Origin of the sequence: Paenibacillus paludis (genome assembly GCF_042610515.1) — a bacterium.
In the GTDB taxonomy this organism is placed as follows: domain Bacteria; phylum Bacillota; class Bacilli; order Paenibacillales; family Paenibacillaceae; genus Paenibacillus_AQ.
Genome location: NZ_JBGJZP010000020.1, coordinates 120919 through 132092 on the forward strand (window position 1 = coordinate 120919; position 11174 = coordinate 132092).

General features: G+C 50.4%; 12 protein-coding genes. 8 read left to right on the forward strand and 4 right to left on the reverse strand.

Features of this window, described 5'->3' with window-relative positions; all coding sequences use genetic code 11:
* Positions 1-22 precede the first annotated feature (22 nt).
* Both ACAN56_RS28370 and ACAN56_RS28375 read right to left on the reverse strand, forming a co-directional pair.
* Positions 23-508 (reverse strand): GNAT family N-acetyltransferase, encoded by a 486-nt coding sequence (locus ACAN56_RS28370; protein ID WP_379147046.1) that lies wholly within the window; start codon positions 506-508, stop codon positions 23-25.
* A 199-nt stretch (positions 509-707) separates the two neighbouring features.
* Entirely contained in the window at positions 708-1610 is a 903-nt protein-coding gene (locus ACAN56_RS28375) for an NAD(P)-dependent oxidoreductase (RefSeq protein ID WP_379147048.1), read from the reverse strand.
* A gap of 293 nt (positions 1611-1903) precedes the next feature.
* Here ACAN56_RS28375 and ACAN56_RS28380 point away from each other — a divergent pair, with 293 nt between their 5' ends.
* The 3 genes from ACAN56_RS28380 (at position 1904) to ACAN56_RS28390 (ending at position 4602) form a co-directional block, all read left to right on the forward strand.
* Complete coding sequence (locus ACAN56_RS28380; protein WP_038587113.1) at positions 1904-3259, forward strand: glucose-6-phosphate isomerase; 1356 nt, start codon at positions 1904-1906, stop codon at positions 3257-3259.
* 125 nt (positions 3260-3384) lie between these two features.
* Entirely contained in the window at positions 3385-4017 is a 633-nt protein-coding gene (locus ACAN56_RS28385) for a YigZ family protein (protein ID WP_038587115.1), read from the forward strand.
* Between the two features lie 3 nt (positions 4018-4020).
* Complete coding sequence (locus tag ACAN56_RS28390; protein WP_038587118.1) at positions 4021-4602, forward strand: TetR/AcrR family transcriptional regulator; 582 nt, start codon at positions 4021-4023, stop codon at positions 4600-4602.
* Between the two features lie 159 nt (positions 4603-4761).
* Here ACAN56_RS28390 and ACAN56_RS28395 read toward each other — a convergent pair whose 3' ends face one another.
* A complete protein-coding gene (locus tag ACAN56_RS28395; RefSeq protein WP_076111178.1) occupies positions 4762-5163 on the reverse strand; it encodes a secondary thiamine-phosphate synthase enzyme YjbQ in 402 nt (133 codons plus the stop codon).
* Between the two features lie 198 nt (positions 5164-5361).
* On the opposite strand from ACAN56_RS28395, the gene cysT reads away from it, so the two are divergent.
* From cysT to ACAN56_RS28415, 4 genes are all read left to right on the forward strand, one after another.
* A complete protein-coding gene (cysT, locus tag ACAN56_RS28400) occupies positions 5362-6177 on the forward strand; it encodes a sulfate ABC transporter permease subunit CysT (RefSeq protein ID WP_038587124.1) in 816 nt (271 codons plus the stop codon).
* The gene (locus ACAN56_RS28405; RefSeq protein ID WP_038587126.1) at positions 6174-6971 is read left to right on the forward strand and encodes a sulfate ABC transporter permease subunit; all 798 of its coding nucleotides are present in this window, start codon (positions 6174-6176) and stop codon (positions 6969-6971) included. The genes cysT and ACAN56_RS28405 overlap by 4 nt, the downstream gene beginning before the upstream one ends.
* 2 nt (positions 6972-6973) lie before the next feature.
* Positions 6974-8038 carry a sulfate/molybdate ABC transporter ATP-binding protein gene (locus ACAN56_RS28410; protein WP_038587129.1) on the forward strand — a complete coding sequence of 355 codons (1065 nt, stop codon included), beginning with the start codon at positions 6974-6976 and terminating at the stop codon, positions 8036-8038.
* 438 nt (positions 8039-8476) lie between these two features.
* Positions 8477-9544: a sulfate ABC transporter substrate-binding protein gene (locus tag ACAN56_RS28415; protein ID WP_379147052.1), complete on the forward strand. Its 1068-nt coding sequence runs from the start codon at positions 8477-8479 to the stop codon at positions 9542-9544.
* 114 nt (positions 9545-9658) lie between these two features.
* Here ACAN56_RS28415 and ACAN56_RS28420 read toward each other — a convergent pair whose 3' ends face one another.
* Positions 9659-10105, reverse strand: coding sequence for an HIT family protein (locus tag ACAN56_RS28420; RefSeq protein WP_379147053.1), 447 nt, complete (start codon positions 10103-10105; stop codon positions 9659-9661).
* A 183-nt stretch (positions 10106-10288) separates the two neighbouring features.
* Here ACAN56_RS28420 and ACAN56_RS28425 point away from each other — a divergent pair, with 183 nt between their 5' ends.
* Positions 10289-11068, forward strand: coding sequence for an MBL fold metallo-hydrolase (locus ACAN56_RS28425; protein ID WP_038587137.1), 780 nt, complete (start codon positions 10289-10291; stop codon positions 11066-11068).
* Positions 11069-11174: the final 106 nt, after the last annotated feature.

Sequence of the window (11174 nt, forward strand, 5' to 3'; positions counted from 1 at the left end):
ATTGGATCGTTCAAGGGATGATTTATGCTGTTACATTGGAGCTGATCCGCTCGTACTCAAAAAATGCGTCTTGACTGTCAGGGTCCCCGATTACTCCGGTCTGGACGAATCCCATTTTCTTATAGAAGTGATGATTTCTGACGGCCCAGGAAGGGGTGTCAAGTGTCCATCTCCTCGCGCTTGGGTAGCTGGCAAAGAGGTAATGAAATGCTTCCTGTCCGAATCCGCGATTCTGCTGGAGGGGGTCAATAAAGATCCGGAGGAGAAGGAATTCGTCTTCCCCTGAAGCAGGGAACACGATCATTCCGCCGATAATAACGCCGTCAGCAAGAAGCTTATAATAATGGCCTTTCTTCATCATTTCTGCCTGCCAAGCAACGGAATCGTAACCTGGCGGTCCGTCTTCCGCTTTATTCCGATACTTAAGTGCATCTTCGTCGAATGTTCTTTTCTGTATTTCAGCCAATACCGGAGCATCCGAAGGGTCAGCGGGATGAATGTTCAGCATGGGGTTCCTCCTTGAAATGATATGTACTTAATTTCACAATCAATATTCGTCAATGGACAGGCAGAATCCTGCATGGATGCTCCTTACAATAGGTTAATAACGGCTTCACAGAGAGCGGTGCGACAACCCCGGTTATACAGCAAAAATAGACGCAGCCGGTACTTCCGGCTGCGTCTGAAAATTCAGCTAAATTAAATTTTTACTCCTGGCTAGCGCCAGCGCCAATCTTCTGGCCGATCCACTCTTCATAACATTTGACGACAGCAGAGAGATCTTCATCACCGTACCCTTGGGTATATCCGGCTTGGAACATACTTTTGGCAAGGCCAAGCATTGGTGAAGGCACACCTGTGGAATCGCTGAGCGAGGAGGCGAGCTTCAGGTCCTTCAGCATTAGTGCGAGTGAGAATTGGTTGCTGAAGTCATTTTCGATAATTTTGCGGCCTTTGAGCTCTGCCTGCTTGCTGCCGGCTGAACCGTTCTGGACGAGCTCAAGGAATTTGTCCGCAGGAACGCCTGACTTCACGGCTATAGAGAAGCCTTCAGCGAGGGCGACATTATGAATCCCGACCATGGCATTATGGGCAAGCTTGGCAACGGCTCCGCTGCCGTTGTCACCCATGTGCAGCAGCAGTCTGCCCATAGAGTCGAAAATATCGCGGTGTTCTTCAATCACCTCTGCGCTGCCGCCAACCATAAATACCAGCGTGCCTTCGACAGCCGCTGGTTTGCTGCCGGTGACAGGCGCATCGAGGAATTTCCCGCCGCGTTCTTCCACCGCGGCTGCAATTTCCCGCACCAGTCCGGGTGAGATCGTACTGGAATCGATGATAACGGCTCCCGGTTTAAGAACCTCCAGGATGCCGCCCTGACCGTAGAATACTTCCCGGATCGAATCATCATTGCTGATCATGGTCATAATAACATCCTTACCCTCTGCCGCGTCCTGTGGTGTAGATGCACTCAACGCGCCTTCTGCAACGAGAGGCTCGCATTTAGCGGCTGTACGGTTATATACCGTAACCTGAAAACCGCCGCGCAGAAGGTTGGAAGCCATGGGGGCTCCCATTGTACCGAGTCCAATAAAGCCGATCTGTTTCATTCCATTTCCACCTTCGCTCTTTGAGATTACTATAGAAATTGAACCTGTAGTTCCCGGCTCAGATTCTTTAGCCATGTTTTTCTACATTCTATCACGGCACCCGGGCTTGTTCCACAGGAGAGGCTACCATGATTACACGGCAAACGCTTCCATGAAACTTCCAAAAACATGGTTCTAAAGCCGGGGATGTGCCTTAAGACCTTGCCAGTCAAGGCGATTTAAAGTATCCTAATTATAAAGTTGTAACAAACGGTGTCAAATCTAAAGAGATAAACAGGAGGTTACCATTACCGATGTCCAAGAAGATTAATTTTGACTACACCAAAGCTCTTTCCTTCTTCAGCCAGCAAGAGATCGATTATTTTGCTGCTCCCGTGAAATTGGCTCATGAACAGCTTCACAACAAGAGTGGCGCAGGTTCCGACTACCTTGGCTGGATTGATCTGCCTACAGCCTATGACAAGGAAGAGTTCGCACGTATTCAACAAGCTGCCAAGAAAATTCAAAATGATTCCGATGTACTCATCGTTATCGGTATCGGCGGTTCGTATCTGGGCGCACGTGCTGCCATTGAAGCACTTTCGCATTCCTTCTACAATAACCTTTCGAAGGACCAACGCAAGACGCCGGAAGTTTATTTTGCCGGTAACAATATCAGCTCTACATACATCACGCACCTGCTTGATCTTGTAGAAGGCAAAGACTTCTCCGTGAATGTCATTTCCAAATCCGGAACAACCACTGAACCGGCTATTGCCTTCCGCATTTTCCGCGCAGCGCTGGAGAAGAAATACGGCAAGGAAGAAGCACGCAAACGCATCTACGCTACTACTGATAAGGAGAAAGGCGCGCTCAAGAAGCTGGCGAATGAAGAAGGCTATGAGTCGTTTATTATTCCTGATGATGTAGGCGGCCGTTATTCCGTGCTGACGCCGGTAGGCTTGCTGCCAATCGCCGTAGCAGGAATCAACATCGAAGAAATGATGCAAGGGGCCGCAGCCGCAGCAGATGAGTTCAACAACCCTGACGTGGCTACTAACCAGAGCTATCAATATGCTGCAGTACGTAACGCTCTATACCGCAAAGGCAAAACAACGGAAATTCTCGTAAACTACGAGCCGTCCCTGCATTTTGTATCGGAGTGGTGGAAACAGCTTTACGGCGAAAGCGAAGGCAAGGATTTCAAAGGAATCTATCCTTCTTCTGTAGACTTCTCCACAGATTTGCACTCGATGGGCCAATTCATTCAGGAGGGTAACCGCAACATCTTTGAAACAGTTATCCAAGTGGAGAAGGTGGAGCATCATGTAACGATCGAGAACGATCCGGATGATCTGGACGGTCTGAACTTCCTGACCGGCAAGACAATGGATTTCGTTAACAAGAAGGCTTTCCAGGGAACCATGCTGGCGCACACGGACGGACAAGTGCCGAACCTGATCGTTACCATCCCTGATCAAACGCCATATACTTTCGGTTATCTGGTGTATTTCTTTGAAAAAGCCTGCGGTATCAGCGGATATCTGCTGGGTGTTAACCCGTTCGATCAACCGGGCGTAGAAGCATACAAGAAAAATATGTTCGCGCTGCTGGGTAAACCGGGTTACGAGAAAGAAAAGGCTGAGCTCGAAGCCAGACTTACTGAGTAGTACCACTGCCTAACACAGAACATTCATACTAAGTAATCATCAGGGAGCAGTCCATAGGTAATCCATACCGGGGCTGCTCCTAAACTATATTAAGTTATCATACGTAGGTAAGGACTGGAATAAGGATGCTGGAACAATATCGGACGGTGCGTTCTCCCGGTTTCCGGGAAGTCGTAATCCGTAAATCACGCTTCATCGGCCATGTAATGCCGGTGGAGAATGAAGAAGAAGCGGTGCAATTTATCGAGAACATCAAGAAGCAGCATTGGAATGCTACACATAACTGCTCTGCTTATACGATTGGTGAGAGGGACGAGATTCAGAGGCAATCGGATGACGGGGAACCGAGTGGAACGGCCGGTAAACCGATTTTGGAGGTAATCCGCAACCAAGGTGTTAAAAATGTCGCAATTGTTGTTACCCGTTATTTTGGAGGCATCATGCTGGGAGCAGGAGGACTTATCCGGGCGTATACGGATGGGGCAGTGCTGGCACTCGAAGCTGGAGAAGTGATCACCCGTGTGCTGAGGCGGGAAGTATTCGTGGAAATCGAGTACACCTGGCTGGGCAAGGTCGAAAATGAGCTGAGAAATAAAGGCATTAAGACCGGAGAAACTTCGTTCACAGATAAAGTCAAGCTGCTGTGTCTCCCGCGAAATGATGAAGGCGACGCATTTAAGGCATGGATAACAGATCTTACCGAGGGGCAATCCCTGGTAACTGAAGGGCGGCGGCTTTACTACAGCGAAGGGGAATAAGATATGGCAAGAAGAGCAGTGGAGAGAGAGTTGTCGAGGGAAAGAATATTGGAGGCGGCAAGGCATCTGTTTATCACCAAAGGATACCGGGCGATTTCCATGCGCAGCATCGGTCAGCATTTGGGGTATAGCCACGGCTCTCTTTATTATCATTTCAAGGAAAAGGCGGAGTTGTTCTACGCCATTGTAGTAGAGGATTTCAATCATGTGGCAATACTGCTTAATGAAGCAATGAACAAACCGCCTGAACCGGGAATGACCCGGGTGGAACAGCTTATTATGGAGTTTATCCGCTTCGGACTGGATCATCCTTACCAATATGAGATTATGTTCATGATCCGGGATGAAGAGCTGCTTGCTTATTGTCGAGCGGAACAGGGACGATGTTTTGAGTTATTCTCAAGTATTGTACGCAGCCATATGAAGGAAGAGGGTTATGTTTCGGAGGATTGGCAGAGCGTACCATTAACCTTGTTTTTATCCGCTCACGGATTCATTTCTTATTACATTCAGGACAAAGTTTCTTTCGATGATGTCAAAGAGGCCGCATTGACACATGTCAAAGTACTAAGCCGCAGTTTGTAAAAATACCGTTTTTCTAGCCCTTCACACTTTAGAACGTTGCATTGGTATAACTTTGCATGGCGAAAGTGTTATAGAGGCTATACATTGTATAGAAGGCGGATCCCCGAAACTGGCGGATCCGCTTTTTCTATACAATAAGAGCTATAACTTTCGGGCTGCCTACCCCTCGACAATTTTCAGATAACACTGCCGCCGTCTCGGTCCGTCGAACTCGCAGAAGTAGATGCCCTGCCAGCGTCCAAGCAGTAGCGCGCCTTCGTGGATAATAATGCTCTGTGAGGGACCGGCCGTAATCGATTTCAGATGAGCGGCGGTATTTCCTTCCGCATGACGGTAGTTGGGATGCTCCCAGGGAAAAACTTCGTCAAGTCTCATCAGCACATCATGCTTCACGTCGGGATCGGCATTTTCGTTGATCGCAATTCCTGCGGTGGTATGCGGACAATACACGACGATAATCCCGTTCTGTACACCGCTCTTTTTAACATAGGAAATAACTTCGCGGGTAATATCCCGCAATTCGTCCCGCTTGCTGGTCGTGATCTCCATGGTATGAAGCATTAGTAAGTATCCCCTTTCGGTGCTGCAGAAGTTGGAATGATAATATATTTTACCCCAAAAGTCTGTGAAAGTAATTGACGATACCAGAGGCATTTGGTAAAGTAGTGATAATATTAAACCAAGTATATTAATAGGAATAATTATGGGTATAAAGGCAAGTAAACCGACCGGTAAGCCGGAGGTGGGGGGACTTATAACTTGAATTCGCTGCTTAGACACAAGGGTTGGACTTGGGGATTTCGCTCAACTATACTGTTGTATTTCGTAATTCTTATCGTTTTGCCTATACTGGGCGTCTATTACAATTCATTTTCGCTAGGGTTCGGCAGTTTTGCTGAAGCCATAAGCGACCCAATTGCCTGGAAGTCAGTCTTCTTGACCTTAAAACTGGCCGTTATTGCCACAGTTATTAATGTTGTACTCGGCACGATGATTGCCTGGGTCCTTATACGTTATCAATTCCCCGGCAAGTCATTGCTGAACAGTCTTGTTGATCTGCCTTTTGCCCTGCCAACAGCAGTAGGTGGACTGATGATTCTCCTGCTGCTGGGTCCAGGCAGCCTGATTGGCGGGCTCGCGGAGGCGCTGGGCTTTGAAATTGTGTTTCATCAGCCGGCGATTGTAATCGCAATGGTTTTTGTAACATTTCCCTTCGTAATCCGTGCGGTTCAGCCGCTGCTGGAGGAGCTTGACCCTTCCGAGGAAGAAGCAGCTTATACGATGGGAGCCAAGAGCAGCCGCGTATTCAGGCAGGTGATTCTGCCCTCTATGGCACCGGGGATGATCAGCGGCGGGATGCTGGCCTTCTCACGTGCGCTTGCGGAGTTCGGAGCGGTTGTATTGGTAGCAGGCAATATTCCGGGCCGTACACTCGTCTCTTCCGTTTTTATTTTCGGGGAAGTGGAGAGTGATAATCCGGTGGGGGCCGCTGCGGTTTCCATCATTCTGCTGACGTTGTCCTTTCTTATTCTCTGGATGATCAATCTGCTGCAGATGCGGGGGAGACGGTCATGAGGAAATTATGGATTGGACTAACTTATCTAGTATTTTTCCTGCTGATTGCTGCACCGCTGGGCAAGATGGCAATGGGGGCTTTCAGTGAAGGCTTCGGCGGCTTCTGGGCCGCCCTGAGCAGACCGGAGGCGCTGCATGCGCTGATGATGACCGGGTTTGTCGTAGTTGTCGTTACGCTGCTGAACACGCTGTTTGGCATTATGATGGCTCTTTATCTGGTGCGGGCAAACTGGCTGGGGAAACGGGTAAAAGGGCTGCTTAACAGCATTGTAGATTTGCCCTATGCGGTATCTCCGGTTATCGGCGGGCTGATGATTGTGCTGCTGCTGGGCCCGGACAGCGCTTTGGGGTCAATCTTTGAACAAATCGGACTGAAGATTGTGTACGCTTTTCCCGGGATGGTCATTGCTACGCTCTTTGTAACCTTCCCTTTAATGGTGCGTGAAGTGATGCCGGTGCTCCAGGAGATCGGTTCACAGCAGGAAGAGGCGGCTTCAACGCTTGGAGCCTATGGCTGGACAACATTTTGGAAGGTGACCTGGCCGTCGATCCGCTGGGCGGTAATTTATGGTGTAATTCTAACGGTTGCGCGCTCGCTTGGTGAATTTGGTGCGGTGCTTGTCGTTTCCGGTAACATCATGAACAAGACCCAGACCGCGACCACCCTGGTCTACCAGGATGTCGAGAATTTCAATGTAACGGCTGCGGGCGGGATAGCGCTGGTGCTGGCCGCATTTTCCGCGGGTCTGCTGCTGCTGATGGAATGGAGCAAGAGAAGAAAGGGAGTGCATTAGGTATGCATGTCGAGGTTCGGGGTCTGAATAAACATTTTGGAGATTTTCATGCCGTCAAGGACGTTGATTTCGGGATTACCAAGGGTCATCTGATCGGGCTGCTCGGGCCCAGCGGAGGCGGCAAAACCTCGATTCTGCGCATGCTGGCAGGACTGGAGACGCCAGACAGCGGTGAAATCATTTTTCACGGCCGGGCGGTGAACAATCTTCCGCCGCAGGAGCGGGAAATCGGCTTTGTTTTCCAGAACTATGCACTGTTCAAGCACATGACCGTTTATGAGAATATTGCTTTTGGTCTTAAGGTGAAAAAAGTTAACAAAAATACGATCCAGAACCGTGTTATGGAACTGGTGGAGCTCACAGGACTGAAGGGGTTCGAGAAACGGTATCCACATCAGCTCTCCGGCGGCCAGCGCCAGCGGGTGGCTTTTGCCCGGGCGCTTGCGCCTGAGCCGCAGCTGCTGCTGCTGGATGAGCCGTTCGCGGCGATTGATGCAAAGATCCGTCAGGAGCTGCGTTCCTGGCTGCGCGAGCTGATTGAGCGTGTCGGGATCACCTCCATCTTCGTTACACATGACCAGGACGAAGCGATAGAAGTGGCCGATGAGATCATGATCATCAACCAGGGCCGGCTGGAGCAGAAAGGCACGCCTTGGGATATTTACAAGGAGCCGAAGACGCCGTTCGTGGCGACCTTTATCGGCGAGTCTACACTGATCGAAAGCGCCTCCGAGCTGAAGGGCTTTAAGAATGCAGGCGGCGGCAAGCCGACCAAAGCCTTGATCCGCCCCGAGTATATCGAAGTGGGCCATCTGAATGAATTTAAAATGGCTTCGGCCACGGAGCAGGGTGTTGTGAAGCATCTGCATTTCCGCGGCAGCGAATGGCTGGTAGAGGTGGAAGTGAACGGCCACAAGCTGGTGACCTACCGTTCACTGGAGAAGGAAACCTTGCAGCCGGGCCAGGAGATCGCTGTGCTTGTCCACCGCGCCTATTTGTTTAATGATGAGCGGAGCTGGATTCAGGAGAACGGGCTGAAGGAAGACCCAATGCCTGTATTCATTTAATCACTCACTAGATTTCATATCGTTAACCGTCCGCAGCAGGACGGTGCAGTTTTTAATAAATACAAACAGGGTTTAACAATCTGTTGTCAAAGCGGCAAGAGGCGAGTTGAAGCTGGAGCAAGCGATAGCGGACTTTAGAAGAGGTACTATACAAAGCGGATAGGGCTGAGAAGCAACGGAGGGGAATTTTGGAACTGTAGGAGCGACAGCGTTCGCCTTTATGTTTGGATTTCTACCGCTAGCAGCGGTTCAAATCAGGAAATCCAAACATAACAGCGACCGGAAGTCCAAATATTCACCGCAGTTGTGAGCGAGCCTTTGAGCAGTGCTTGAAGTACAGCTTATATCCGCTGTTTGTTGCACGATAGGCGAATTCTCCCGAGCCAAGCGTCAACACGGATTTTTCAAACCCAACACCCCGAAGGATGTGGAGCCGGTATGAGGCTTTTCAAAAGGAGCAGACAACTGCACGGATGGCTAGCTGCCTTAATGCTGGTATTGCTCGCGCTGGCCCTTGCCGGCTGCGCGAAGGAACAGGACACCGCAGCGGAGGAAACTCCCCAGCAAGGAGACCTGACGCTTGTGGTCGGTGCCTATAGTGTGGCTAAAGACGCGATGGGCGATATTCTGCCGTTGTTCGCAGCGAAGTGGAAGGCGGAGACTGGCCAGACTATCGCCTTTCAGGAATCCTATGAGGCTTCGGGGACCCAGGCCCGGGCAATTGCCGGCGGGTTCGAAGCCGATGTAACGCTGCTGGCAATGGAAGGCGATGTCGACAAGCTGGTGAAGGCAGGGCTGGTAGAGAAGACTTGGAAGGAGCGGGGAGAAGCCGGGATGGTGACCCGCTCGGTTGTCGCTCTAGGGACACGCGAAGGCAACCCGAAGGGAATTCACGGCTTTGCTGATTTGGCGAAGCCCGGCGTTAAGGTGCTGTATCCCAATCCAAAGACCTCCGGCGGAGCACAGTGGGACATCAACGCCATCTATGGGGCGGGTCTCAAGCTGTCTGAGGCGCAAGGAGGGGTAAAAGACCCTGTTGCCGCCAAAGCTTTTTTGGAGAGCATACACGCGAATGTAGAATCTCTGGACAAAAGCGGGCGGGCTTCGATGGCTGCCTTTGAATACGGCGTGGGCGATGTTATTGTCACCTATGAGAATGAGCTGCTGGCGCGGATTGCCCAGGGTGTAAATTATGAGGTTATTATTCCACAGAATACGATCCTGATTGAGAATCCTGCGGCGGTCGTGGACAAATACGCGGATGAGCATGGAACCCGCGAGGCAGCGGAGGCGCTGGTGGAGTTCCTGACAACCCGGGAGGCCCAGGAGGTTTTCGCCGAATACGGCTTTCGTCCGGTGAATGAGCAGGTGTATGCGGAGAATGCAGACCATTATCCTGTCCCGGCTGGGCTTTTTGATATTCAGTATCTTGGCGGCTGGGATGAAGTGCGCAGCACACTCTACGCCAAACGTGGAGTCTGGTATCAGGTACTGGCCGGAATATAACCCATATGGATAGGATTGCGCTGCCTAAGCTGCAGCAAATAAGACCGTACCTCATCGCAGAGGGCGGTCTTTGCTCTGTTTTTATATGTAATCTTAAAGCCTATACTTGTTAGCCTACAATTTCTCCAACGCTCCCCGCAGTTTATGCTTCAATTCTTCCAATGCCTCATGACTTGGTCTGACACTTTCAGAATACATCGTCTCTCTAGGTGTCCACCAAACTGGATGAGTAGGATTCGGTTCTGTTAATCTTCTAGGGAAGATATGCCAGTGTATATGTGAATCACCGTTGCCAAGCAGTTCATAGTTCAGCTTATCCGGTTCAAAAGCTATGTTGACCGCCTCAGCGACTTTACTCATTTCCATAAGAAACTTCTGCTTGAAGCCGTCGTCCAGTTCGTGAAGCTCCCGTTTATGTTCCTTGCAGAGAAAAAGAGTGTAGCCTTCAAAATACTGATGGTCGCCAATGACCACATAGCCGGTTTCGAGCTCAGCTACGAAGTAGGGATTGGTGTCTTCTTTAATCATGTCAATCCGTCTGCAGATCAAACAGTCTTCCATGAAAATAACCTCCTGTATGCGTTCTTGAAATCCACATTTTACATTAACAGCTACCCCCTTTCACCGCTGTGCTAAATATGCTTGTTGCATGGAGAGCTTTAATAATAATGAGATGAAGAGGGAGATGTACTATAATGGGGGTTACTTAAACTTCCGCACCGGGAACTGAAGGAGAGATTAGAGATGGATAACTTGGTGTTTTTGGGGACAGGCGACGCAATGGGCGTTCCCCGGGTATATTGCAGCTGTGAGACCTGCATGGAGGCTAGAGCGGGCGGGCTGAATGTGCGGCTTCGCTCCTCCGTGCTTATAGATAACGGCAGTGATTTTTTGGCGATTGACTGTGGTCCGGACTGGCGGCGGCAGATGGAATCGCTTGGGCAACGTACCATGCGCAGGCTGCTGGTGACCCATGCCCATTTTGACCATATTGGCGGATTGCCCGAATGGGCAGATGCCTGCCGCTGGATGGGATATAAAGGGGAGCTGTACGCGCCTGCGGAGGTGATTCCGGTGATTCTGCGGCAATATCCATGGCTGGACCGCAATATCGAGATGATACCGTGCGATGACGGGATCGAGCTGGATGGCTGGCAGATCGACACATGGAAAGTGAATCACGGCAAAAACGGATACTCCTACGCCTTCCGCTTGGAGAAGGAGGGGTATAAGTGGGTATATTGTCCGGATTCCATCTCCCTTACACCGCAGGAAACGGAGCGGATGCATGGCCTGGATCTGCTGGTACTGGGTACAAGCTTTTATTATGAGGCGGCGGAGCTGTCGACCCGCTCTGTTTACGATATGACGGAAGCAGCAGATCTGCTGCGGACAGTTCAGCCGGCACGCGCCGTGTACACACATATGTCGCATGATGTGGATCTGAGAAAAGCTTATATTTTGCCGGAAAATGTGACGCTGGCGGTTACGGGCCTAAGACTCCCGCTCACACGTTCGGAGTAAGGAATGGGGCTGTCCCAAAAGAAGATATTCTACTGTCGGAGACAGGCCCTCTATCTCTCAAAAGCTTAAGACTCAAAAGAGCAGCGATTCTCCCGTTATTGGAGAA

Coding starts and splice junctions, on each gene's coding strand:
- ACAN56_RS28370 (WP_379147046.1), bottom strand. CDS start 508: ATGCTGAACATTCATCCCGCTGACCCTTCGGATGCTCCGGTATTGGCT.
- ACAN56_RS28375 (WP_379147048.1), bottom strand. CDS start 1,610: ATGAAACAGATCGGCTTTATTGGACTCGGTACAATGGGAGCCCCCATG.
- ACAN56_RS28380 (WP_038587113.1), top strand. CDS start 1,904: ATGTCCAAGAAGATTAATTTTGACTACACCAAAGCTCTTTCCTTCTTC.
- ACAN56_RS28385 (WP_038587115.1), top strand. CDS start 3,385: ATGCTGGAACAATATCGGACGGTGCGTTCTCCCGGTTTCCGGGAAGTC.
- ACAN56_RS28390 (WP_038587118.1), top strand. CDS start 4,021: ATGGCAAGAAGAGCAGTGGAGAGAGAGTTGTCGAGGGAAAGAATATTG.
- ACAN56_RS28395 (WP_076111178.1), bottom strand. CDS start 5,163: ATGCTTCATACCATGGAGATCACGACCAGCAAGCGGGACGAATTGCGG.
- ACAN56_RS28405 (WP_038587126.1), top strand. CDS start 6,174: ATGAGGAAATTATGGATTGGACTAACTTATCTAGTATTTTTCCTGCTG.
- ACAN56_RS28410 (WP_038587129.1), top strand. CDS start 6,974: ATGCATGTCGAGGTTCGGGGTCTGAATAAACATTTTGGAGATTTTCAT.
- ACAN56_RS28415 (WP_379147052.1), top strand. CDS start 8,477: ATGAGGCTTTTCAAAAGGAGCAGACAACTGCACGGATGGCTAGCTGCC.
- ACAN56_RS28420 (WP_379147053.1), bottom strand. CDS start 10,105: ATGGAAGACTGTTTGATCTGCAGACGGATTGACATGATTAAAGAAGAC.
- ACAN56_RS28425 (WP_038587137.1), top strand. CDS start 10,289: ATGGATAACTTGGTGTTTTTGGGGACAGGCGACGCAATGGGCGTTCCC.